Source organism: Megalodesulfovibrio gigas DSM 1382 = ATCC 19364 (assembly GCF_000468495.1).
GTDB classification, from domain to species: domain Bacteria; phylum Desulfobacterota; class Desulfovibrionia; order Desulfovibrionales; family Desulfovibrionaceae; genus Megalodesulfovibrio; species Megalodesulfovibrio gigas.
In genome coordinates this window covers 916,658-939,194 of record NC_022444.1, presented here as the reverse complement: position 1 = coordinate 939,194, position 22,537 = coordinate 916,658, and the positions used below count along the sequence as shown (strand labels likewise).

At 65.9% G+C, this 22,537-nt stretch carries 21 protein-coding genes; 7 read left to right on the top strand and 14 right to left on the bottom strand.

What is annotated here, in order from left to right; genetic code table 11:
• Positions 1–45 precede the first annotated feature (45 nt).
• The 7 genes from DGI_RS04110 to DGI_RS04080 all read left to right on the top strand — a co-directional run bounded on the left by DGI_RS04110 (position 46) and on the right by DGI_RS04080 (position 5,711).
• The gene (locus tag DGI_RS04110; protein ID WP_021759448.1) at positions 46–987 is read left to right on the top strand and encodes a ParB/RepB/Spo0J family partition protein; all 942 of its coding nucleotides are present in this window, start codon (positions 46–48) and stop codon (positions 985–987) included.
• On the top strand, positions 984–2,027 hold the full coding sequence (rfaE1, locus tag DGI_RS04105; RefSeq protein ID WP_021759447.1) for a D-glycero-beta-D-manno-heptose-7-phosphate kinase: 1,044 nt from the start codon (positions 984–986) through the stop codon (positions 2,025–2,027). Before DGI_RS04110 ends, rfaE1 begins: the two co-directional genes overlap by 4 nt.
• Before the next feature lie 126 nt (positions 2,028–2,153).
• The gene (locus DGI_RS04100) at positions 2,154–2,906 is read left to right on the top strand and encodes an MlaE family ABC transporter permease (protein ID WP_021759446.1); all 753 of its coding nucleotides are present in this window, start codon (positions 2,154–2,156) and stop codon (positions 2,904–2,906) included.
• A 4-nt stretch (positions 2,907–2,910) separates the two neighbouring features.
• Entirely contained in the window at positions 2,911–3,690 is a 780-nt protein-coding gene (locus tag DGI_RS04095; protein ID WP_021759445.1) for an ABC transporter ATP-binding protein, read from the top strand.
• Positions 3,691–3,743: 53 nt separating this feature from the next.
• Complete coding sequence (locus DGI_RS04090; protein ID WP_021759444.1) at positions 3,744–4,676, top strand: MlaD family protein; 933 nt, start codon at positions 3,744–3,746, stop codon at positions 4,674–4,676.
• Positions 4,673–5,308, top strand: coding sequence for an ABC-type transport auxiliary lipoprotein family protein (locus DGI_RS04085; RefSeq protein ID WP_021759443.1), 636 nt, complete (start codon positions 4,673–4,675; stop codon positions 5,306–5,308). The genes DGI_RS04090 and DGI_RS04085 overlap by 4 nt, the downstream gene beginning before the upstream one ends.
• Positions 5,301–5,711, top strand: a complete 411-nt coding sequence (locus DGI_RS04080; protein ID WP_034606749.1) for a DnaJ family domain-containing protein — start codon at positions 5,301–5,303, stop codon at positions 5,709–5,711. The genes DGI_RS04085 and DGI_RS04080 overlap by 8 nt, the downstream gene beginning before the upstream one ends.
• A 24-nt stretch (positions 5,712–5,735) precedes the next feature.
• Here the strand turns inward: DGI_RS04080 and DGI_RS04075 are convergent, their stop codons facing one another.
• The 14 genes from DGI_RS04075 to DGI_RS04010 all read right to left on the bottom strand — a co-directional run bounded on the left by DGI_RS04075 (position 5,736) and on the right by DGI_RS04010 (position 22,516).
• Complete coding sequence (locus DGI_RS04075; RefSeq protein WP_021759441.1) at positions 5,736–7,064, bottom strand: transcription antitermination factor NusB; 1,329 nt, start codon at positions 7,062–7,064, stop codon at positions 5,736–5,738.
• Positions 7,064–7,879 carry a DUF116 domain-containing protein gene (locus DGI_RS04070; RefSeq protein ID WP_021759440.1) on the bottom strand — a complete coding sequence of 272 codons (816 nt, stop codon included), beginning with the start codon at positions 7,877–7,879 and terminating at the stop codon, positions 7,064–7,066. The genes DGI_RS04075 and DGI_RS04070 overlap by 1 nt, the downstream gene beginning before the upstream one ends.
• A 74-nt stretch (positions 7,880–7,953) precedes the next feature.
• The gene (gene fmt, locus DGI_RS04065; RefSeq protein WP_021759439.1) at positions 7,954–8,949 is read right to left on the bottom strand and encodes a methionyl-tRNA formyltransferase; all 996 of its coding nucleotides are present in this window, start codon (positions 8,947–8,949) and stop codon (positions 7,954–7,956) included.
• Between the two features lie 18 nt (positions 8,950–8,967).
• On the bottom strand, positions 8,968–9,510 hold the full coding sequence (def, locus tag DGI_RS04060; protein ID WP_021759438.1) for a peptide deformylase: 543 nt from the start codon (positions 9,508–9,510) through the stop codon (positions 8,968–8,970).
• A 193-nt stretch (positions 9,511–9,703) separates the two neighbouring features.
• Positions 9,704–11,545 carry an aspartate--tRNA ligase gene (gene aspS / locus DGI_RS04055; protein ID WP_021759437.1) on the bottom strand — a complete coding sequence of 614 codons (1,842 nt, stop codon included), beginning with the start codon at positions 11,543–11,545 and terminating at the stop codon, positions 9,704–9,706.
• Between the two features lie 14 nt (positions 11,546–11,559).
• Positions 11,560–12,813 (bottom strand): histidine--tRNA ligase, encoded by a 1,254-nt coding sequence (gene hisS, locus DGI_RS04050; RefSeq protein WP_021759436.1) that lies wholly within the window; start codon positions 12,811–12,813, stop codon positions 11,560–11,562.
• A gap of 63 nt (positions 12,814–12,876) precedes the next feature.
• A complete protein-coding gene (locus DGI_RS04045; protein WP_021759435.1) occupies positions 12,877–13,686 on the bottom strand; it encodes a class I SAM-dependent methyltransferase in 810 nt (269 codons plus the stop codon).
• A gap of 141 nt (positions 13,687–13,827) precedes the next feature.
• The gene (ilvD, locus tag DGI_RS04040) at positions 13,828–15,495 is read right to left on the bottom strand and encodes a dihydroxy-acid dehydratase (RefSeq protein WP_021759434.1); all 1,668 of its coding nucleotides are present in this window, start codon (positions 15,493–15,495) and stop codon (positions 13,828–13,830) included.
• Positions 15,496–15,517: 22 nt separating this feature from the next.
• On the bottom strand, positions 15,518–16,420 hold the full coding sequence (locus tag DGI_RS04035; protein ID WP_021759433.1) for a cell division protein FtsX: 903 nt from the start codon (positions 16,418–16,420) through the stop codon (positions 15,518–15,520).
• Positions 16,421–16,444: 24 nt separating this feature from the next.
• Positions 16,445–17,131, bottom strand: coding sequence for a cell division ATP-binding protein FtsE (locus tag DGI_RS04030; protein WP_027192765.1), 687 nt, complete (start codon positions 17,129–17,131; stop codon positions 16,445–16,447).
• A 306-nt stretch (positions 17,132–17,437) separates the two neighbouring features.
• The gene (locus tag DGI_RS04025; RefSeq protein ID WP_021759431.1) at positions 17,438–19,711 is read right to left on the bottom strand and encodes a vitamin B12-dependent ribonucleotide reductase; all 2,274 of its coding nucleotides are present in this window, start codon (positions 19,709–19,711) and stop codon (positions 17,438–17,440) included.
• A gap of 154 nt (positions 19,712–19,865) precedes the next feature.
• Entirely contained in the window at positions 19,866–21,110 is a 1,245-nt protein-coding gene (locus DGI_RS04020) for an MFS transporter (RefSeq protein WP_021759430.1), read from the bottom strand.
• Between the two features lie 109 nt (positions 21,111–21,219).
• Positions 21,220–22,047, bottom strand: coding sequence for a pseudouridine synthase family protein (locus DGI_RS04015; protein ID WP_021759429.1), 828 nt, complete (start codon positions 22,045–22,047; stop codon positions 21,220–21,222).
• Positions 22,048–22,129: 82 nt separating this feature from the next.
• On the bottom strand, positions 22,130–22,516 hold the full coding sequence (locus DGI_RS04010; RefSeq protein ID WP_021759428.1) for a hypothetical protein: 387 nt from the start codon (positions 22,514–22,516) through the stop codon (positions 22,130–22,132).
• Positions 22,517–22,537 lie beyond the last annotated feature (21 nt).

The window sequence follows — 22,537 nt, the reverse complement described above, 5'->3', positions numbered from 1 at the left end:
TTTATGAAATACGTGGTGAAGTCACTCTGTCAAGGAGAAGTGAATATGGCAGCCATGCAACGAGGACTTGGCAAGGGCCTGGATGCGTTGCTTCGCGGCGCGGCGGACGCCTCCGGCGATGTGGAGGTGCGTCAGCTTCCCCTGGACTCCATCGCCCCAAATCCCAATCAACCCCGCCGGGAATTTCCTGAGGCGTCGTTGCAGGAACTGGCCGAATCCATCGCCGCCCAGGGCGTCATCCAGCCCGTGCTGGTGCGCCGGGCGCCGGGCGGATCCGAAAAGTCCTATGAACTGGTGGCCGGGGAGCGCCGGCTGCGCGCCTCCCTGCTGGCCGGCAAGACGCACATCCCCGCCCAGGTGCGCCAGATTGACGACACCACCAGCCTCGTCATCGCCATCATCGAGAACCTGCAGCGCGAGGATTTGAATCCCCTGGACGAAGCCCAGGGCCTGCAGCAACTGCAGACGCGTCTGGCCCTGAGTCAGGAAGCCCTGGCCCGGCAGGTGGGCAAGAGCCGGCCCGCCGTGGCCAATGCCCTGCGCCTGCTGCAGTTGCCCCAGGCCATTCAGGAGCAGGTGCGCAGCGGCGGCGTTTCTGCCGGGCATGCCCGCGCCCTGCTGGGCATTGCCGATGTCCAGGCGCAGCAGACGCTGCTGGAGCGCATCCTGCACGAAGAACTCTCGGTGCGCGAGGTGGAGGCGCTGGCAGCCTGGTGGAAGGAGCACGGCGCTTGGCCGGACGCGATGGAAGCCGCCGCCCCCCTGCGGCCTGCCCGGCGCACGCCCTCCAAGACCACCGGGCAGCGCGATGTCCTGCTGACGGCGTTGCAATCCCGGCTTAAGCAGACCTTTCCCTGCAAGGTAGCCGTTCGGGGCAGCGCCGACAAGGGGCAGATCGTGTTGAGCTATGCCTCGATGGATGAATTGCAGGCCCTGACGCACAAGCTCGGCTTGTCCGAGGCCCCCAGCCAGGAGGAAGCCCTATGACCGGTGCGCTGCAGCGGCGATTGTCCGCCATGGTGGGAAAGATGGCCGGCACCCGGGTGCTGGTGGTGGGCGACAGCATGCTGGATCATTATCTGGTGGGCTCCGTGAACCGCATCTCGCCGGAAGCGCCCGTGCCGGTGATGCGCGTGGCCTCCGAGCATCTGATGCTGGGCGGCGCGGGCAACGTGGCCACCAACATCCTGCGCATGGGCGGGCGGCCGTATCTCATCAGCGTGAGCGGCGAAGACGACAACGCCCAGAACCTGGACATGCTGATTCGTCATGAGCAGGTGGAGGCCACCATCATCCGCAGTGAGGACCGGCCCACCACCATCAAGACGCGGGTGATCGCCCAGAATCAGCAGATGTTGCGCATCGACAAGGAGCACGACGCCGCGGTGGATGCCACGGTGGTGGATCTGCTCATGGAAAGCCTGGAGGAGATGCTGCCACAGCACGAGGTGGTGGTGCTTTCCGATTACGGCAAGGGCGTCATCAACGCCCGGTTTCTGGAGCGGTTCCGGGCGCTGTGCAAGGCCCAGCCCACCCCGCCCAAGGTGCTGGTGGACCCAAAAATCAAGAATTTCCCGCTCTATCAGCATGCCTACTGCATCACCCCCAACACCAGCGAGGCGCGCCAGGCCTCGGGCATGCTGGAATTCTCCTCCCGGCACGATATCCTCATGGGCGGGTTGGCCATCTTTAAGAAGTGCAAGTGCGAACACCTGCTCATCACCCTGGGACCCAACGGCATGGCCTTGTTTGAGGCTCCCGGTCAGGTGGTGCATATTCCCACCGTGGCCAAACGGGTGTACGACGTTACCGGAGCCGGCGACACGGTGATTGCCGTGCTGGCCCTGGCCCTGGCTGGCGGGGTTGGCTTGCGGGACGCCGCCGTGCTGGCCAATTATGCGGCCGGTGTGGTGGTGGGCGAGGTGGGCGCGGCGGCGTGTTCGCCCGACGAACTGCGCAAGGCCATCGCGCTGCTGCCGGAGCCCGAGGTGCAGCCCTGGCTCTCGGAAGAACCACTCCGTACCTGAGGCGATCCGACGGCGTGTTTCACGGGAAACAAGACGTGGTCAAACAAACAGAGGGGGATGCGATGGGGCTGCACGGGTGGGACCACGCCGGTGTGCCGCTGGCATCGAGTGTTGGAGAAGCGCGCCATGCCTGGTGAGTTCGCCACGCTCGTCTGGCTCATCAACTCCCTGTACGCCTGCGCCCTGGGGCGGCAGCGAAAACCCAAGCCTTTCTATCGCTGGCAGACCTGGCGGCACATGGTGGCCGTGGGGACGGGATCGGTGCCCATTGTCTCGGTCATTGCCGCGTGTGTGGGCATCATCCTGGCGTTGCAGTCCGCCGCGCAGTTGGAGAAGTTCGGGGCCATCAGCTATGTGGCCAATCTGGTGGGCGTCATCATCGTCACCGAACTCGGGCCACTGCTGACGGCCGTCATCGCCACGGGCCGTTCTGGGGCCTCCTTTACCGCAGAAATCGCCACCATGAAGATCTCCGAGGAAATCGACGCCCTGCACGTCATGGGCATCGATCCGGTGCGGTTTCTGGTCTGGCCCAAGCTGCTGGCCATGATGGTCATGATGCCGCTGCTCACCATCTGGGCGGACTTCGTGGGCATTCTGTGCGCCGGCATTTTTTCGGATCTCGCCCTGGGCCTGCGCGCGGCGGACTACTTCAACCAGACGGCCAACTTTCTCACGCTGCAGGATTTCTTTTCCGGCGTGGTCAAGAGCATGGGCTTTGGCCTCACCATCACCATTGTCTGCTGCTGGCAGGGGTTCATGGCCTTTGCCGGTGCGGCGGATGTGGGCATGCGCACCACCCGGTCCGTGGTCCAGTCCATCTTTATCATCATCCTGCTGGACCTCTACTTCACCGCCCTCAACTACCTGTACCGCTGACGCCATGCGCACCACCCAGCACGCCCCGGAAATCATCATCAAGGATCTGACCATCGGCTGGCCCGGGCACGAGGTGCTGCGCAACGCCAATCTTGTGCTGCCGGCGGGCAAGATCTCGGTCATCCTCGGCGGCTCAGGGGACGGCAAGTCCACCCTGCTGCGGCATATCCTGGGTCTCAACAAGCCCATCGCCGGCTCCATCCACATCGACGGGCACAACATCTCCAGCATGGATGCCGAGGCCGGCCACGTCCTGCGCTCGCACATGGGCGTGCTCTTCCAGAACGGCGCCATGCTCGGCTCCATGACCCTGGGCGAAAACGTGGCCATGCCCCTGCGCGAGCATACAGACCTGGACGAAGAAACCATAGAAACAGTGGTACGCCTGAAGCTGAGCCTGGTTGGCTTGGAACGATTTATGGAGTATTACCCCAGCCAGTTGTCCGGCGGCATGCGCAAGCGGGCCGGCCTGGCCAGGGCGCTGGTGCTCGACCCGCGGATCCTGCTGTGCGACGAACCCTCCGCCGGGCTCGACCCCATCACCGCCGCGGCGCTGGATCAGCTCATCCTGGATCTGCACGACACCTTCACCATGACCATCGTGGTGGTGACGCACGATCTGGACAGCATGTTCACCATCGCCCAGCATGTGGTGGCCCTGCATGCCGGCGAGCTGGTGTTCCAGGGCGGTGTGGAGGACCTGAAGGCCTCGCAAAATGCCTTTCTGCAGCAATTTCTCGCCAGACAGCCAGGAGAGCGCGCCCGCCCCACCCTTGATTTTTAATGCCGACACGCACGGAGCACCCCCATGCCGGGCAGAGACAGCGAGGAGAACCAATGAAGCCGAAGGAGCGCAGCGCGGCAGACATGCTCCGCGCCATGGCCACCATTGTCCTGGGGCTGGTCGTGTTGGGCCTGTTCGTTGTGGCCCTGGGGGGATTCCGCTTCTGGGAGCGGCTCACCCAGTATACCATTCTGTTCGACACCGTGAAGGATCTCAATGTCGGCCAGCCGGTCAAGCTCGATGGCATGAACATCGGGCGCGTGGTGACCATCAGCCCGTATGCGCCGGATCCCTCGCAGGTGCAGGTGACCATCGGCGTGCGCGACAACATGCCCCTCTATGCCAATTGCGTGGCCAGCATCAGTCAGCGTGGTCTGGTGGGCGACTATTACGTGCTGCTGACCCTGCAGGGCCAGACCGGCCCCGTGCTGCCGCCGGAATCGGTCATCATCTCCAAACAGACGCCAGGGCTGGCGGAAATCGGCGCCCTGGTGGGCGATCTCGTCGCCACCCTCAAGCCCAGGCTGGAGCGCATCGCCACGGGCCTGGAGCAACTCTTCACGCCGGAGAACATCCACCAGATTTCCACCGTGCTGGCAGATTTGGAAATCCTGGTCAACAGCGCGCAGGCCACCGTGCGCACCCTGCAGACGGAACTGGACGGCGTGGGCGCGCAGGCCAAGGACACCCTGGCCCACGGCACCGCCACCCTGGATCAGGCGCGCGACACCTTTGTTATGGTGCAGACGGATTTCACGGCCTTGTCCACGGAATTGCGGGCCCAGGTGCATGAGGTCGGCACCCGGTATGCGGACCTTGCCTCCCAGGTGCAAACCGATCTGGGGTATAATCAGGAACAGCTGACCCAGGTGCTGGATCAGGTGCAGCGGCTTTCGGAGGAACTTACCGTGCTCACGCAGGATGTGAAGGAACGGCCATGGCAATTGTTGCGCGCCCCGCGGGCGTTTCCCGAGGTGCGGCAATGAACCGGCTGCGCCGTGGCGCACTCCTGGGGCTGATGCTGGCGGCACTGGCAGGCGCAGGCTGCATGGGGCCAGGGCCGGTGGAACGCTCCCTGCTGGTGCGCAGTCCCTGCAGTCAGACGGGTGCGCCCATGGTGACGCACGCGCCGGTGCTGGCGGTGCTGCCCTTCGAGGCCTCCGCCGCCCTGGACCGCCGCGCCGTGGCCGTCCAGGAAGGTCAGGTGCTGCGCAGCGCCACCACCTGGATGTGGGAGGATTCCCCCCGCCGGCTGGTGACGCAGGCGGTCATGGATCAGCTCGCCTGCAGCGGCGCCTGGCGGGTGCTGTGGCCGTACCGGCCCAGGGCCGAGCACGCAGCCGTGCTGGGCGGTCGGGTGGAAGAATTCAGCGTGACCCTGGGAGCCGGTGCAGACGGCGCAGGCGGCGTGGTACGCATTGCCCTGGTGGCCGAGGTCTGGAGCCGCAACAAAGGGCCGTTGCTGGGCCGGCTGCCCCTGGAAGCCACGGTGGCGTGCGCCGACAATTCCCCCCAGGCCGCGGCCGTGGCCGCAAGCGAGGCCATGGGACACATCATGCTGCAGTTGGAACAGGGCCTGCGGTCCCTGCGCCCCCACATGGAGGCCGGCCATGAGTAATCGGTTGGAAATCTTCCAATGCATCGCCGAGGAGCGCATCCGCGCGGCCTACGAGGAAGGCCAGTTCACCAACCTGCCCGGCATGGGTCGCCCTCTGGAACTGGAGGACGACTCCATGATCCCGCCGGAAAACCGCATGGCCTGGAAGATTCTCAAGAATGCCGGCATGTGCCCGCCCGAGCTGGAGCTTGAAAAACAGGCCCACTCCCTGGCGGAAATGATCTCCCACTGCACCGACGAGCACGAGCGGCTGCAGCAGATCAAGAAGCTGCAATGCCTGGTGACGCGCATGAACATGGGGCGGACGCGGCCCGTCTGCCTGGAGGCGGATGCGGACTATTACCGCAAGATCGTGGAGCGCGTGCGCCTGGAATCGTCGTCGCGTACGTCGGACCCACGCTGAAGCAAACGGAATCTGCCCAGACGCTCACCGCTTTTCCAGCAGGCTGGCGAAGAAGAACTCCCGGGCCAGGGAGGCCGGCGGCGTGGCGTGGCGCGTCAGCTCCCGGGCATCGGCGTGGCCGGCGAGAAAGCGTTCCACCTGGCCGGCGTTCTCCGCATGGGTCAGGGTGCAGGTGATGTAGGCCAGCCGGCCGCCGGAAGGCAGCACGGACCAGCACCGCTCCAACAACTGCCGCTGCACCCGGGCCAGGGTCTGCACCTCTTCGGGACGGCGATGCCACTTGATGTCCGGCCGCCGGGCAATGACGCCCAGGCCGGTGCATGGCGCATCAAGCAGGATGGTCCGCGGCGCATGCCGCAAGGGCGGCGGCTGGGTGCCGGATGCCGCAAACACGGGCGGCACGGGCAGGCCCAGGCGGACGGCATCGGTCTTGAGACCAGCCAACCGGCCGCGGTGCACGTCCGAGGCCCAGACAGGCTGCACGCCGGCTTCCACCAGCCACAGCGTCTTGCCGCCATGGCCGGCGCAGGCGTCCCACACCGGGGTCGGCCAATCCGCCGGCTGCAGGGCCTGCAGGGCCGCCTGGCTGGCGGCGCTCTGCCGGCTGGCCATGCCCTTCTCCACCAAGCTGGCCACGTCCAGATCGTTGTCCGGATGCAGCATGATCCAGGGCAGCTCGGCCCCCAGACAGGCATGCATGGTGGCAATGGACGTGAACACCGCCTCGTGTCCCGGCCGGGTGCGATTGATGCGCAGGCCCAGGGGCGGCTCGCGCAAAAAGGCCTCCATGTACAGCAGGGCCTCTTCCCGTCCCTTTTCTTTGATCAGCAAATCAATCAGCCACGGCGGCAGGCTGTAGTAGGCCGCGGCCGCCTGCTTGAAGTCGTTGCCCCTGCGGTAGGTGGACAGGTCCTGGTGCGCCGGCCCGATGTCCGCCACCTTGCGCAGCACGGCGTTGGCCAGGCCGGCCAGCTGGGGGCCGACCTGCCGCTTCATGGCCTCCACGGCCCAATTCAGGGTGGCGTAGGCGGGAATGCGGTGCAGAAACAGCAGTTCATAGGCCGCGGCGAGGAGAATTCTCGACCCTGCCGGGGGTACATTGCCTGGTTTGCGCAGAAACCGGCCTAGGATCGATTCCAGCCGGCCCATGTGTCTGAGGGTGCCATAGACCAGATTCGTGGCCAGGGCGCGATCCTTGGGCGACGTTTTCAGCGCCGGGTCGCCGGACAACCGGGCGTCCAGGGCTTCCTGCAGGGGGCGCTGGGTGCCGAGCACGTCGGTCAGCACGTCCAGGGCGCAGCGTCGGGCAGCAGGCACGGCGTTGCCAGAGAGGGGCGGCGTGGGGGTAGCCATCAGGCGCTCCGGGCCAGCGGCAGCGCCGCGGCGGGTGCTTCCACCACCCGGGCCAGCACGGCGCGCACGGCGTCCAGGTCCACGCGGGTGTCCAGGCAGGGGCCGCAGGGCCGTTCGTTGAGGACGCCGAAGACGGGGATGGGATAGGCGTCCTGAATGCCGCTGGCCAGATCCCGTTCGCACGCCACGGCGATGATCAGCCGGGGGCGCGTCTGGACCACGATGCGCCGGGCGATGGTGCCGCCCGTGGCGATGGCCAGGCGCACGCCGTAGGCCTCGGCCAGGGCCAGCAATTCGCAGATCGGGCAGCGGCCGCAGCGCTTGCAGTTGTTCACATTGTAGGTCAGGCGGCGGGGGCAGTCGCTGGCCTGCAGGCAGTGTGGCAGCAGCAGCAGGATGCGATCTGCCGGATGCCGTCGCCAGTCCTGCATCACCAGCTCATTGTTCACCTTGATGAAGGAATTGCGGACTTTTTCCTTGGAGATCCCCAGCAGCATGCCCAGCAGCGTCATCAGGGGCAGCATGAACTTGACGGTCACGCCGCGCAGCTTTTGCGAGAGCAGCACCGGCCGCCTGAGCATGATGTGCAGCACCAGGGACAGCCAGGCCCAGAGCACGATGACTATCAACGCCACCGTGACCGTGCCGGCCACATACGGCAGTGCGAAATGGATGTTGGCCAGGCCGATGGACGGGACGATCCACAACAGGGCCAGCCCGCCGGTCATCAGCAGGCTGGTGGCGGTGATGAGCCCGAGAAACAGTCGCTTCCGGGCGGCGGTGTCGTCTGCCGCAAAGTGTTTCATGGGGTGCATGAGCCGTCTGCAAGGGGTTGGGACGCCGATGCTTCCCCGCATAGCGCAAAAAGAGAGGGAAGAAAACCGGGAAATCAGGAATCGACAGCTTCGCCTGACCCTTCGGCTTCGCCAAGCACCACGGCCTCGCCGGCGGCGCGGGAGAGGTAGCCATTGATAAAGGCGCGGGCGTCCATGGAGCAGCGGCCGGCCGGGCACAGGCTGGGCAGCAGGTAGGCCTTGTCTGCGCAGGCCACGGCCAGCTGGTCGTCGGTAAGGCCCAGCACCGTGCCGGGGGGCACAGGCTGCGTCAAGGGCTCGCCCACCAGACCGGGAGACAGGGACAGGCGGATGGATTCGGCAGCGCCGGCCGGCTTCCAGAATGTGTACGCCCCTGGCCAGGGATGCATGGCCCGGATGCGGTTATGCACGGCCATGGCCGGCTGGTTCCAGAAAATTTCGCCCTCTTCCTTGCGCAGCTTGGCGGCGTAGGTGGCGCGGTCGCTGTTCTGGGGGATGCGCGGCAGGGTGCCCGGCTCCAGGCGCTCCAGGGCTTTCACCAGCAGCGCGCCGCCCATGGCGGCCAGTTCGTCATGGATGATGGCCGCGGTGTCCTGATAGCCGATGATGAGCGTCTGCTGCAGGCAGATGTCGCCGGTGTCCAGCCCGGCATCCATCTGCATGATGGTGATGCCGGTGGCCAGTTCGCCGTCCAGGATGGCCCGCTGGATGGGTGCGGCGCCGCGGTATTTGGGCAGGAGCGAGGCGTGGACGTTCAGGCAGCCGTACCGCGGGGCATCCAGCACGGCCCGGGGCAGGATGAGCCCGTAGGCAGCCACCACGGCCACGTCCGGGGCCAGGTCCGTCACCAGACGCAGGTGTTCTTCGCCCTTGAGGGTCAGGGGCTGGAACACGGGCAGGCCGCGGGCCAGGGCCAGCTGCTTGACCTCGGGCGGGCGCATCTTGCCGCCGCGGCCGGCGGGGCGGTCCGGTTGGGTGAACACGCCCACCACCTCGCCCTGGGGCCAGGACAGGATGGACTCCAGCACCGTGGCCGCAAAGCCGGGCGTGCCCATGAAGATGATGCGCATCGGCGTTCCTTGCACTCGCTACGCGCGTTTGACGCGTTTGGCGATCTTGCGTTCATACATGCTGCGTTTGAGCCGGCCCACCTTGTCGATGAGCAGCACGCCCCGCAAATGATCGATTTCATGCTGCAGGCACACGGCCAGGAGCCCTTCCGCCTCGATGACCACCTCATTGCCTTCCAGATCCTGCCCGCGGACACGCACGACTTCGGCGCGTTCCACATTGGCCCGGAACTGCGGCAGGGAGAGGCAGCCTTCGTCGCTGTCGATGCAGCCCTCGGCGTGTTCGATGACCGGGTTGAGCAGGGTGATGAGCTGCTCGCGCTTGTCCGGCCCGGTCACGTCCACCACGATCATGCGCAGGGGCTGCCCGATCTGCGGCGCGGCCAATCCAATGCCCTGGCTGGCGTACATGGTGGCGGCCATGTTCCGCGCCAGATCCATGATTTCGTCGGTCACGGCCCGCACGGCAGTGCATTCCCCGCCCAGCACGGGATCCGGCCAAGTGCACAGGGGAAGGATCTTGCCGTCGAGGGGACGTTCCAGGGTCTGTTCAATGTCCATGTCGTTCACAGTAACCACGCTTCCAAAAGGAGGCAACCCGCAACAGAGACGAGGGCAAATTACGTTTGAAAGAGGATATTGCGAGAGCGGAACCCTTTTGGAAAAAGGTTCTCCCCCTCTCGCGCTCTCCCCCTCCAAAACNCTTTCTTTAGAAAGGTTTTCCCCCGAGAGTTCTTTTCAAAAACAACGAGCGCTAGGCCTTGGCGCTTTCGCGCAGTTTGAGCCCCAGATCCCGCAACTGGCGGGCAGAGACGGCGGAGGGGGCCTCGGTCATGGGGCAGGAGCCTTTCTGCGTCTTGGGGAAGGCGATGACGTCGCGGATGGACGTGGCCTTGCACAGGAGCATGACAATGCGGTCGAAGCCGAAGGCGATGCCGCCGTGCGGGGGCGCGCCGTGGTCCAGGGCCTCCAGCAGGAAGCCGAATTCCTCCTCGGCCTGCTCCTGGCTGAAGCCCAGGGCCGTGAACATGGCTTCCTGCATGGGCCGGGTGTGGTTGCGGATGGAGCCGCCGCCGATCTCGTAGCCGTTGAGCACCATGTCATAGGCGCGGGCCTTGGCCGTGCCAGGGTCCGCAGCCATGGTGGAGGCAAAGGCATCCTGCACCGAGGTGAAGGGATGGTGCCGGGCCACCCAGCGCTTTTCTTCGGGATCGAATTCAAACAGCGGGAAGTCCGTGACCCAGGTGAAGGCGAAGGCGTCCGGATCGATGAGTCCGAGCATCTCGCCCAGGCGATTGCGCAGCTGGCCCAGGGCGGTGTTGACCATGTCCGCATCCCCGGCCTGGAAGAACACCAGGTCGCCCACCTGCATGTTCAGGGCGGCCTGCAGGCCGGCGCGTTCCTCGTCGGACAGGAACTTGGCAAAGGGCGACTGCCATTCGTTTTCCCGCACCTTGATCCAGGCCAAGCCCTTGGCGCCGTAGATCTTGACGAATTCCGTCAGGTCGTCGATTTCCTTGCGGGTCATGGACTCGCCGCCGGGCACGCGCAGGCCCTTCACCAGGGCGGCCTGGGCAAAGACCTTGAATTGCGAGCCGCGCACCACGTGGGTCACGTCGGTCAGGGGCAGGTCGAAGCGCAGGTCCGGCTTGTCCAGCCCGTACTTGTCCATGGCTTCGTCGTAGGTCATGCGCGGCATGGGCAGGGGGATGTCGATGCCCAGGGTCTTCTTGAAGACGGAGGCCATCAGCCCTTCGGCCATGGCCATGACCATTTCCTCGGTGGTGAAGCTCATCTCAATGTCGATCTGCGTGAATTCGGGCTGGCGGTCGGCGCGCAGGTCTTCATCGCGGAAGCATTTGACGATCTGGAAATAGCGATCCATGCCGGACATCATCAACAGCTGCTTGAACAACTGGGGCGACTGCGGCAGGGCGAAGAACTGGCCCTGGTTCAGGCGCGAGGGCACCAGGAAGTCGCGTGCGCCTTCGGGGGTGGACTTGGTGAGCACCGGGGTTTCGACTTCCAGAAAGCCGTCGTCGCTCAGGTAGTCCCGCACGGCCTTGGCCGCGGCGGAGCGCAGCACCAGGTTTCTGCCCACGGAAGGCCGGCGCAGATCCAGGTAGCGATGCTGCAACCGCAGGGAATCGGCTGCCTCCACACGGTCTTCGATGAGGAAGGGCGGCGTGCGGGAGGTGTTCAGCAGCTTCCAGTCGCTGACCACCACCTCGATTTCGCCGGTCTCCAGGTTGGGATTGACCATGCCTTCGGGCCGCGGCCGCACCGTGCCCCGGATGGCCAGCACGTATTCCGTGCGCAGGATGTGGGCGCGCTCGTGGGCCTCGGGTGCGGTGTCCGGCTCGAAGACCACCTGGGTCAGGCCGAAGCGGTCGCGCAGGTCGATGAAGATCAGCCCGCCGTGGTCGCGCCGGAACTGCACCCAGCCCATGAGGGTGACGGTGGTGCCGGCGTCCGCCTTGCGCAGGCCGTTGTTCTTGTGGCTGCGCACCCAGTCCCCCAGGGGCTGGATGTGCTGGCGGTGCTGTTCCTGGATGGAAGCCGGGCCGCTGGAGGGAGAAAGCTGCTGTTCGTCCATGATGATATGCCGCCTCACGCGGTAAGGTGCCGGGCAAGCGCCGGGATGTCGTCCAGGGAAAGGGGGGTCTGCGTGCCGTCGCCGAGGTTTTTGCACTGCACCACGCGGCTGGTCCATTCGTCCGGGCCAAGGATGAGGGCAAACCGGGCCTGGATGCGGTTGGCTGCGCGCATCTGGCTTTTGAAGCTCTTGCCGGGCTCGCCCAGGTCGCCGGGCAGGCCCAGCTCGCGCAGCTGGCGCACCAGGGGGAAGGCTTGGGGCAGCAGGCCGGGGTCTGGCAGAATCATGCAGAAGGCCGGCCGCGGTTTGGCCGGGGCCTGGGCCAGCAGGGCCAGACGCTCCATGCCGCAGGCAAAGCCGATGCCCGGCAGATCCGGCCCGCCGAGCTGCCGGATGAGCCCATCGTACCGGCCACCGCCGGCCACGGCCGCCTGCGCGCCGATATCGCCGGACACGACTTCAAAAGTGGTGCGGGTGTAATAGTCCAGCCCGCGCACCAGCCGATGGTTGACCACCGGCTCAATGCCCACGCCCTGGAGCAGGGCCAGCACCTGGGCAAAGTGCTCCTGACAGGCCGGGCAGCCGCAGTCGGCAATCTTGGGCGCGTCCTGCATGATGGCGCGGCAGCCGGCGGCCTTGCAGTCCAGCAGGCGCAGGGGATTCTTGTGGCGGCGGCGGGCGCAGTCCTCGCACAGGTCGGCGTCGCTGGTGGTGGCCAGGAACGCGTGCAGGGTCTCCATGTACGCCGGCCGGCACTGGGGGCAGCCCAGGGAGTTGATTTCCAGCCGCAGGCCGGGCAGCTGCAAGGCCTGCAGGAAACTCCAGAGCATGGCGATGATTTCCGCATCCACCCATGGCGCATCCAGGCCCAGGCACTCCACGTTGACCTGATGGAACTGCCGCATGCGGCCCTTCTGCGGCCGCTCGTAGCGGAACATGGGGCCGGTGGTGAACAGCCGCGAAACCGGTTCGCGGGTGTGCAGGCCGGATTCGATGAAGGCGCGCATCACCCCGGCCGTGGCCTCGGGACGCAGGGTCAGGGAACGGTCCTTGCGATCCGGGAAGGTGTACATCTCCTTCTGGACCACGTCCGTTTCCTCGCCGATGGAGCGCTGGAACAGCTCCGTGCGCTCCAGGATGGGCGTGCGCAATTCCTGGTAGCCGTGGCGGCCGAACACGGCGCGGGCTGTCTCTTCCAGGTGGCGAAACACGAGGCTCTCGGGTTCGAAGAGGTCGGCGAACCCTTTGATCTTGGTCAATGACTGCATGATGGAAACCACAGTGAAAATTTCAATGGAAGGCGACTTGCATAGCCCAGCTTGTGACGCATGTCAAAAGCGGGGTGTCTTGTCGTTCAGGCAGGGGGCCTTGTCCGAAAAGGACGCGCAGGAGGAGGTGCGCAGGCTGGGCGCCAGCTTGCCCTTGGCCAGCTGCACCAGGGGCGTCATGCCCACGGTGGGAGCCAGATCCAGCCGGATGACGTGCCATGCCCCCACAGGCAGCAGGCACACCCAATCGTTGAGCAGGCTCCAGGGCATGTGGTCCACCCAGCTGAGCGGGGGACCCAGCAGGGTGGAGCGCTGGGCCAGACGACTGTTGCGGGCGTTGGGAAAGGCCTGCGCCCTGGCCAGGGCCCGCAGGCGGCGCTGCACCGGCCAGAAACAGGCCGTCTGCCGGGGCGGCGGAAAGCTGTTCGGCCGGCGCAGCAGCGACGCCGCGCCAGCCAGGGACAGCCGATTGCAAAAGGTGACGAGCACCCCGCGCGAGGCCAGCCGCACGGCCTCGGCCAGGTGCTCGCGCGTGGGCGGGCAGCCGGTCAGGGCCACATAATCGAACTCCCGATCGGCAAAGGGCAGGTGATCGTAGGCCGCCAGATGCAGATCCACCCGATGCCCCAGCCGTTCCCGGGCGGCGGCGAGCATGGCCGGGGAATGATCCGTCCCGGTGACGTCGAAGCCGGACTGCCAGAAGACGTCCAGCAGGTGGCCGGGACCGCAGCCGATTTCCAGCAGGCTGCGGCCGCGCCGGGGCCAGGCCGCCAGCATGCGCTCCAGCAGTCGGCGTTGCCGGGCATGAAAAAACTGCCCTCGGGGGGAGGCCAGCCACTGCTGGAGCGCAGAGACGGTGTCGGATCCAACCATGCTGTTGTGCAATTCCGGTTAGGGCATTTTAATTTTGAAAAAGGACGTTGCGAGAGAGGAAACCTTTNAAAGGGGGTTCGGGGGAAGAACCTTTCTTCAGAAAGGTTTTCCCCCGAGAACTCCTTTCAAAGATAACGCGCTCTAGTCCAACACCGCGCCGGTGGCCGCGGAAGACACCCGCGCCCGGTACCGCCGCAGGAAGGGGGAATCCAGGGGCTTTTCCACCGGCGTCCAGGCTGCCTTGCGGGCCGCCAGGGTGGCGTCGTCCACCAGCAGCTGGATGGAGCGGTTGGGCATGTCGATGCTGATCATGTCCCCTTCCTCCACCAGGGCGATGGGACCGCCCGAGGCCGCCTCGGGGGAGACGTGGCCGATGGCTGCGCCGCGGGTGCCGCCACTGAAGCGGCCGTCCGTCACCAGGGCCACCTGTCCATCCAGGCCCATGCCGGCGATGGTGGAGGTGGGGGTGAGCATCTCGCGCATGCCGGGGCCGCCGCGGGGGCCTTCGTAGCGGATGACCACCACGTCGCCGGGGGTGATCTTGCCGCCCAGGATGGCCTGCACGCTCTCGTCCTCACTGTCGAAGACACGGGCCGGGCCGGTGTGCACGCGCATGTTCTCGGCCACGGCGCTTTGCTTCACGGCGCAGCCGTCCGGGGCCAGGGAGCCGTACAGAATGGCGATGCCGCCTTCGGGGGCGTAGGGCCGTTCGATGGGGCGGATGACTTCGGGATCCTGATTGGCGACCTTGAGGGCCGTCAGGTTTTCACCCACGGTGCGGCCGGTGCTGGTCAGGGCGTCCAGGTCGATGAGATTCTTTCTGGACAGCTCCAGGATCACGGCCTGGATGCCGCCGGCGGCGTGCAGATCCTGGATGTAATGCGGCCCGGCCGGGGAGAGCTTGCACAGGTTGGGCGTCTTGCGGCTCACGGCATTGAAGACGTCCAGGGTCAGGGGCAGGCCGGCTTCGCGGAAGATGGCCGGCAGGTGCAGCACGGTGTTGGTGGAGCAGCCCAGGGCCATGTCGCAGGCCACGGCGTTGGCCACGGACTTTTCAGTCACGATATCCCGGGGGCGGATGTTTTTGGTGAACAGCTCCATCACCTGCATGCCGGCCTGCTTGGCCAGACGCACCCGTGCGGCCGTGGTGGCCGGGATGGTGCCGTTGCCGGGCAGGCCCAGGCCGATGGCCTCGGTGAGGCAGTTCATGGAATTGGCGGTGAACATGCCGGAGCAGGAGCCGCAGCCGGGGCAGGCGCAGGCCTCCAGATCCGCCAGCTCCTCCTCGTCCATCTGGCCGCGCTTGACCTTGCCCACGGCCTCGAACACGGTGATGAGGTCCGCGGATTTCTTGCCCCGCGTGGCGCCGGCCATCATGGGGCCGCCGCTGACCACAATGGACGGCAGGTTCAGCCGCAGCATGGCCATGAGCATGCCGGGCACGCTTTTGTCGCAGTTGGGGATGAAGACCAGGGCGTCAAAGGGATGCGCCGTGGCCATGATCTCGATGGAATCCGCCGTCAACTCGCGGCTGGCCAGGCTCATGCGCATGCCTTCGTGGTGCATGGCCAGACCGTCGCACACGGCGATGGTGGGGAACTCGATGGGCGTGCCGCCGGCCATGCGGACGCCGGCTTTCACCGCGTTGGCGATGATGTCCAGATGCAGATGGCCGGGAACGATCTCGTTGGCGGCGTTGACCACGCCCACCAGCGGGCGTTCCATTTCTTCCCGGGTCAGGCCCAGGGCGTGCAGCAGCGAACGGTGCGGCGCACGTTCCAGGCCGGTGGTCATGCGATGGCTGCGCATGGAAACTCCTTGCAAAGAGGGGTCATGAATGGGCACGCCGTACGGCCAGCCAGCTTCCCATCAGCCCCACACCGGAAAGGGTGAGCACCAGCAGGGCCATGTGCGAGGTTGGCAGATACCGGAACTGGAAGAACAGCGGCGGGAAATTGAACACGTTTTGCAGCAGCAGCTGCACGATCTTGAGCAGAAAAAGCGCGGTGATGCTGCCGGCAAAGCCCTGGGCCGTGCCGCCCGCCACGAAGGGCAGGCGGATGTACCATTCCCGCGCGCCCACGATGCGCATGATCTCGATTTCATTGGCGCGCGTCAGCAGGGACAGCTTGATGGTGTTGCCCACCACCAGCCCCAGCACCACCAGCAGAAAGGCGATGAGGGGCAGGATCACCCGGTCCGAAAGCGTGCCCCAGGCCCGCACCAGCTCGGTGCGCATGGGATTGTAGCGCACCATGGCCATGCCGGGCAGGCGTTCCAGGTAGACCTTGGTTTCGTCAATCCAGCCCTGATCCCCTTCAACGCCCCCGTCTCCCTCGCCGGTGCGGGCAAAGGAGAGCATGGCCGTGGCCGGCAGGGGGCTTTTGTCCTTGATGAACCGCAGGTCCACATCCTTGCCCAGCCGGCTGCTCAGGTCTTTCAGGGCCTGATCCGGGGTGAAGGTGACCATGTCCTGCACGCCGGGCAGGCCCCGCAGTTCTGTCCACTGCTCCTGCACAGCCTTGAGATCCGCATCGGGCTTCCAGTACAGTTGGAAGAGCACATCCCCGCGCACCCGCAAGAGTTCCTGATCCAGGTTGTGCAGCACCAGCAGGAACATGCCGCCCAGCAGCGCAATGAGCACCACCGCAGCAAAGGTCATGCCCTGGGCCCAGGGGTTGGTGCGCAGGTCCTTGACGCCTTTGACGACAAGCTGGAGAAACACGTCGAACATGACTCGCTCCCGGCGGGCTCCCGGCTAATCCGGATGCACCGTGCACCCCGGCCAGTTGGCGGCGACGATCTTGCCGAAGGACAGCTTGATGCGCTTGGCCCGAGGCTGGTAGCGCAGCAGCTCCGGACTGTGCGTGGCCAGGATGACAGTGGCGCCGAAGGAATTGAAGTGAGAAAAAATTTCCATGAGCCGCAAGGACAGTTCCGGATCCAGGTTGCCCGTGGGCTCGTCTGCCATGATGATCTGCGGATTCACCACAATGGCCCGCGCCACGGCCACCCGCTGCTGCTCCCCGCCGGAGAGGTCGCTGCAGGGCACGTCGGCCTTGGCTTCCAGCTGCAGGCTGCGCAGCACGGCCCGCACGCGACGTTCGATCTGCTCCCGCGGCATCATGCGCACCTGCAGGGCCAGGGCCACGTTCTGGGATACGGTGCGGTGCGGCAGGATGCGGAAATCCTGATACACAAAGCTTACTTGCCGGCGCAGCAGGGGCAGCAGGGAAGGCGAAAGATTGTTCAGCGTCACCCCGGCCACCTCGGCCCGGCCCCTGGCCACGGGCAGCGCGCCGAACAGCAGCCGCAGCAGTGAGGTCTTTCCCGCGCCGGAAGGACCGGTCACGTACAGAAAATCCCCTTTCTCCAGCGTCAACGAGACATCCTTCACGGCCCAGTACGAGCCGAAATTGAAGGAGAGGTGCTGCAGATCAATGATGGGCATGGCGACATCGGGGTTTGTGACGGTTCGTGCCGCTTCCGGGGGCAGTGTTCCATGCAGCGCACGGAATCGCGCACGGAACAGCGCGGGATTGACGACGCCGACTGTGCGCGACATTTGCGCCCAGGTCAAGAACCCTGGGAACGGTGTTCCCCACCTCCATCCCTCTCGCGCTCTCCTCCTCCAACACTTTGATAGTTCTTTGGAATTATACCAAAAAAAGTCTTTGGAAAGGGGGTTCGGGGGAAGAACCTTTCTTCAGAAAGGTTTTCCCCCGAGCTCTCCTTTCAAAGAGAGCTTGCTCTAGCCACACTTGGTATAGGCGCAGCCCTGGCAGCAGAAGCAGCCTTCCTGGTAGATGAGGTCGCCGCCGCAGTCCGGGCACACCGGGGAGGCCAGGCCGTTCTTTTCGGCAGGGGCAGACGTGTCTGTGCCGCCCATGTAATGCGTCTCGAACACCCAGGCCACGGCGTCGGGAATGGACTGGATCATCCCTTTCTTGCGGAACACCGGGTGCTCGCCGCCGATGCCTTTGAGCTGACCCACAATGGCGGCCGGCTCCACCCCCGAACGCAGCGCCAGGGACACCAGCCGGCCGATGGCCTCGGCCTTGGCGGTGATGGACCGGCCGGACTTGCCGATGGTGGCGAAGACCTCGAAGGGCCTGCCGTCGATCTCGTTCACCGTCAGGTACAAAATGCCCAGGCCGGTGTTGATCTTGTGGGTAAAGCCGTAGATCACCTCGGGCCGTTGCTTCACCTTGCTGGGCTTGCCGTCCGCGGGCTGGGCCTGGCCCTGCTCGCCGGTGCACAGCACCTGCACCTGCTTGCAGCCGTCGCGGTACACGGTCACGCCCTTGCAGCCCAGGGTGTAGGCCATGGTGTAGATCTGGCGCACGTCGTCCTTGCTGGCGGCGTTGGGCAGGTTCACGGTTTTGGAGACGGCATTGTCCGTGAACCGCTGGAAGGCGGCCTGCATCTTGAGGTGGTATTCCCCGGAAATGTCGTGCGACGTGACGAACACGCGGCGGATCCAATCCGGCAGATGGCGCATGTGGTGCACCGTGCCCTTGGTGGCCACATCCTCCATCAGGGCCGGGGAATGGTGGCCGCTTTCGCGCAGGGCATCCTCAAAGAACGGGTTGGATTCCATGAGCTTTGCGCCGTCCAGCACGTGGCGGGTGAAGGCCAGGGCAAAGAGCGGCTCAATGCCGGAAGAGCAGGCCGCCAGAATGGAAAGCGTGCCCGTGGGGGCGATGGTGGTGGTGGTGGCGTTGCGGTAGGGGCCTTCCTTGCGCGCGGCAAAGGCCGAGGTGGCATAGGCCGGAAACGGCCCGCGTTCCGCAGCCAGCAGCGCCGAGGCGGCCTTGGATTCGTCCTGGATGCATTCCATGATCCGCTCGCCCAGATCCAGGGCCTCGGCGGAGTTGTACGGGATGCGCAGCTGGAAGAGCAGGTCCGCAAAGCCCATCACGCCCAGGCCGATCTTGCGGTTGCGGCGCACGGTGTCGGTGATCTGCTCCAGGGGATAGCGGGACACATCGATGACGTTGTCCAGAAACCGCACCGCGAGCTGCACCGTCTCTTTCAGGCGGTCCCAGTCAATGCTGCCGTGCACGCCGCTGGGGGAGACGTCCCCGGGCAGGTGGAACTGGGAAAGGTTCAGGGAGCCCAGGTTGCAGGCCTCGTAAGGCAGCAGGGGCTGTTCGCCGCAGGGATTGGTGGATTCAATCTCGCCCTGGTCCGGCGTGGGGTTGTCCCGGTTGATGCGGTCCAGGAAGATGATGCCGGGATCGCCGCTGGCCCAGGCCTTGGTCACCAGCAATTCAAAGACGTCCTTGGCCTTGAGGCGCTGCACTTCCTGGCCGGTGTGCGGCTCCACCAGGGAGTATTCGGCGTCCTTTTCCACGGCCTGCATGAAGGCTTCGGTCAGGGCCACGGAGAGGTTGAAGTTGTTCAGCTCCCCTTCCTTTTCCTTGGCCGCGATGAACTCCAGGATGTCCGGATGGTCCACGCGCAGGATGCCCATGTTGGCCCCGCGCCGGGTGCCGCCCTGCTTGATCTGCTCCGTGGCGGTGTTGAAGATCCGCAAAAAGGAGAGCGGCCCCGAAGCCACGCCGCCGGTGGAGCCCACGCGGCTGTTCTTGGGACGCAGCCGGGAAAAGGAAAACCCTGTGCCGCCGCCAGACTTGTGGATCAGGGCGGCATGCTTCACGGCGTCGAAGATGTCGTCGATGGAATCGGCCACGGGCAGCACAAAGCAGGCCGCCAGCTGTCCCAGGCAGGCCCCGGCGTTCATGAGCGTGGGCGAGTTGGGCAGAAAATCAAACCGGGACATCATGAGGTAGAAGGCCTCGGCCAGGGTCTCCGCGCTCCAGGGCGAGTCGGGATAGGCCCGCTCGGCCTCGGCCACGGCGGTCGCCACGCGCCAGAAGAGCTCCTGCGGCGTTTCGGTGATCTCCCCTTGCAGGTTCTTGCGCAGGTAGCGCTTGGCCAGCACGGTCTCGGCGTTGGGGGAAAGCTGCGGGGCCGGCAGGGAGCTCGGCATGGCGGAAAGCACGGCGGAAGGCGTGGTCATGGGAAGCGATCCTCTTGCAAAAAAAGATTGGAATGGCGGAATGATACGAAACAGGCGCAGGCGAGACGCCGTGTCTGCCGGACATTACGCCAAAAAACGCGAGTTGGGAAGATGTGCGAAAAATCACAGCAGTCGTCGAGGCGCTCCGGCCGTCTCAGGCGGGCGTGCGCCGGAAACCGCGCAGGGCTACGGCAAACATGCCCAGGGCTACCACCACGCCGCCCAGAAACACGGCGTCCATTCCTCCCAGCGCAAAAAAGCCGCCGAAGAGCAGGGGGCCGATGGTCTGGCCCAGGCGCAGCAGGGTGCCGTTCATGGCCATGAATCCGCCGCGGTTGCCGGGGGGCGCGTATTCGGCCATCAGGGCCTGGGTGCTCGGGATGTTCAGCCCCTGGCCCATGCCGAACAGCATGATGGGCACCACGTGCCACCACAGGGCCGGAGACAGGAAAAACACCAGGTTGGCCACTGCATAAATGACAAAGGCCGCCTTGATGCAGGTGGTGACGCCAATGCGGGCGCTGATGCGGCCGATCTGCGTGGTGAACAGCACCGTGAGCAGTGCTGCGGAAGAAAGCAGCACCCCGATCTGCCAGGGTTCGGCATGCAGATCCTTGCCCAGGTGCACGGGCACGAAGCTCAGGAACGGACCATAGATAAGCACAAAGGTGCAGGCCGTGACGGCAAAGACCGTCAGCACCTCGCGGCCCTTCATGGCGTCCCAGGCGCTGCGGAAATAGGCCTTGGCGTCCATGCCGCCGGGCTGCACATGCAGTTTGAGCCTGCGCCAGACCCACCACGCCACGGGCAGGGCGGCCAGGGGGAGCAGGAAGGGCAGCCGCCAGTGCAGCTGGGCCAGGGCCCCGCCCAGAATGGGATAGCTGGCCACCCCGATGGACAGCACCGAGGCGTTGAGCCCCAGGGCGGTAATGCGCTCGCGGCCCTCGAAGGCGTCCCCGATGATGGTGATGTTCAGCGCACCCAGGGCCGCTGCGCCCATCCCCTGGAACAGCCGCAGCAGGCAGAGCGTCTCGAAGCTGTCGGCAAAGGTGCAAGCCACGCCAGCCACGCCGAACAGGGCCAGGGAGGGCGCCAGTACCTGACGGCGGCCGTACCGGTCGGCCAGGATGCCCATCACCGGGGTCAGGATCACACCGGGGACGGTGAACCAGGTCAGCAGCAGGCCGATGGAGGCGGCCGGTATGTCGAAGGCAGCGATGATGCGCGGAAAGGCCGGGGCAATGCTGGTGACGCCCATGACCATCATGCACGTCACCCCAAAGACGATGCGCAGGGTGGGATCCTTGAGCAGTTCGCGCAGGGATCGCGGCGCGGCGGCAAACGAGGGGCCCTGCGGGGTGCCCGAGGGGGCGGAAGCAGAAGAAGATTCGACGGGCATGCAATCTCCGAAAGCACGCCGTATCCGGCGCACGGCATCCAGGAGCGGATGCCTTCAGGATCGGCGAACGAGGGACAGTAGTGCAAAAGCCACAGGGGCACAAGGGAAGCTAAACAGTGTTGAATTTCGAGTCAAGTTCGATCTGGAACCCGGGAAACGTCAGCCGGGCATGATGCAGCATCAGCCGCCCGGCATCGGCATGGCCATACACGGCGTCGCCGACGATGGGATGCCCGGCCGCAGCCAGATGGGCGCGGATCTGGTGCCGTGCGCCCTTGTGGATGCGGCATTCCACCAGGGTTCTGGCGTCGGGCAGGGCGCGCAGGGGCAGCACGTGGGTGACGCGCAAGGGGTCGGCCGTGGCGAAGGGCTCCACGCGAGTCACGGCCCGGCGGCGCATGTCCAGGGCGCGATCCAGCAGCAGGGGCGCATCCACCAGTCCATGGACCACGGCATGATAGCGCTTGTCCACGGCGCCGGCATCCTCATGGGCGCGATAGGCCGCGGCGGCAGCGGAGGAAAAGGCAGCCAGGACGATGCCCGAGGTCTCCCGGTCCAGCCGGTTGCACAGTACGACGGTCTGCCCCGGAAACAGCGCCGGCAGCCGGCTTTCGAGGCTGTCCCGGGCCGGATCCCCGGCCAGGGCGGCGGTGTGCAGGCCGGCGGGCTTGGCCAGGGCGGCATGGTCCGCCGTGCGGCAGAGCACCTGCGCCGCGAGGGCGGCAGGGGGCGGCGGCAGCGTCTCGTGTCGTACTTCGAGGCGCTGCCCGGCATGCACAAGGATGCCCTTGCCCGCAGGGCGGCCATCCAAACGGACATCGCCGCGTGCCAGCAGCCGGTGCGCGCCGCGCCGGCCCAGGCCGGCCAGGGCCGCCAGGGCCACATCCAGGCGCGCGCCGTCGAACTCGGCGGGGATGATCCAATGGGGTGGCTGCATGGAGACTCACATAAAAAAGGGACGCATGGGGCGTCCCTTTTTGCCGCAGTCAGGCGCGGGAGTCCAGCCTGCCGGGGCAGCGTCAGCTGCGCTTGCTGCAGAACCGGCTGTTGGGGATGCCGGCAGTGGCGGGCCGCAGGGCCCTGCCATAGGCAGCGTGGCGGGCGCCTTCCTTGCGCGAGCGCAGAAGCTCCGCCTTGATGGACGCATGCAGCCGACGGGCTTCCGCGGTCAGGCGGTGTTGCATGGCCTGCAGCTGCAGCAGTTTTTCCTGCAGCATGGTCAGGCGCGCCGGGTCCGTGGGGTCAGCCGGTGCGGCCTGGGTGCGCAAGGTCCAGGCTTGTTCGGTCAGGGCGATGCGTTGTGCGGCGTGCAGGTGCGCGCCGTCAACATCACCGCCCTGCAGCAGGGTCATTTCTTCCTCGGCCAGTGCCAGCGCCTTGTCCAGCAAGGTGATGGGTGTGTTCACGCAGAACCCCCTCAAATCCTG

Excerpts from the sequence above, each read along its gene's own strand:
- DGI_RS04020 (WP_021759430.1), bottom strand. The coding sequence starts at position 21,110 with ATGCCCGTCGAATCTTCTTCTGCTTCCGCCCCCTCGGGCACCCCGCAG.
- DGI_RS04100 (WP_021759446.1), top strand. The coding sequence starts at position 2,154 with ATGCCTGGTGAGTTCGCCACGCTCGTCTGGCTCATCAACTCCCTGTAC.
- rfaE1 (WP_021759447.1), top strand. The coding sequence starts at position 984 with ATGACCGGTGCGCTGCAGCGGCGATTGTCCGCCATGGTGGGAAAGATG.
- DGI_RS04080 (WP_034606749.1), top strand. The coding sequence starts at position 5,301 with ATGAGTAATCGGTTGGAAATCTTCCAATGCATCGCCGAGGAGCGCATC.
- fmt (WP_021759439.1), bottom strand. The coding sequence starts at position 8,949 with ATGCGCATCATCTTCATGGGCACGCCCGGCTTTGCGGCCACGGTGCTG.
- DGI_RS04070 (WP_021759440.1), bottom strand. The coding sequence starts at position 7,879 with ATGCACCCCATGAAACACTTTGCGGCAGACGACACCGCCGCCCGGAAG.
- DGI_RS04110 (WP_021759448.1), top strand. The coding sequence starts at position 46 with ATGGCAGCCATGCAACGAGGACTTGGCAAGGGCCTGGATGCGTTGCTT.
- DGI_RS04090 (WP_021759444.1), top strand. The coding sequence starts at position 3,744 with ATGAAGCCGAAGGAGCGCAGCGCGGCAGACATGCTCCGCGCCATGGCC.
- DGI_RS04035 (WP_021759433.1), bottom strand. The coding sequence starts at position 16,420 with ATGTTCGACGTGTTTCTCCAGCTTGTCGTCAAAGGCGTCAAGGACCTG.
- DGI_RS04015 (WP_021759429.1), bottom strand. The coding sequence starts at position 22,047 with ATGCAGCCACCCCATTGGATCATCCCCGCCGAGTTCGACGGCGCGCGC.
- DGI_RS04095 (WP_021759445.1), top strand. The coding sequence starts at position 2,911 with ATGCGCACCACCCAGCACGCCCCGGAAATCATCATCAAGGATCTGACC.
- DGI_RS04075 (WP_021759441.1), bottom strand. The coding sequence starts at position 7,064 with ATGGCTACCCCCACGCCGCCCCTCTCTGGCAACGCCGTGCCTGCTGCC.
- ilvD (WP_021759434.1), bottom strand. The coding sequence starts at position 15,495 with ATGCGCAGCCATCGCATGACCACCGGCCTGGAACGTGCGCCGCACCGT.
- hisS (WP_021759436.1), bottom strand. The coding sequence starts at position 12,813 with ATGCAGTCATTGACCAAGATCAAAGGGTTCGCCGACCTCTTCGAACCC.
- def (WP_021759438.1), bottom strand. The coding sequence starts at position 9,510 with ATGGACATTGAACAGACCCTGGAACGTCCCCTCGACGGCAAGATCCTT.
- aspS (WP_021759437.1), bottom strand. The coding sequence starts at position 11,545 with ATGGACGAACAGCAGCTTTCTCCCTCCAGCGGCCCGGCTTCCATCCAG.
- DGI_RS04025 (WP_021759431.1), bottom strand. The coding sequence starts at position 19,711 with ATGACCACGCCTTCCGCCGTGCTTTCCGCCATGCCGAGCTCCCTGCCG.
- DGI_RS04085 (WP_021759443.1), top strand. The coding sequence starts at position 4,673 with ATGAACCGGCTGCGCCGTGGCGCACTCCTGGGGCTGATGCTGGCGGCA.
- DGI_RS04045 (WP_021759435.1), bottom strand. The coding sequence starts at position 13,686 with ATGGTTGGATCCGACACCGTCTCTGCGCTCCAGCAGTGGCTGGCCTCC.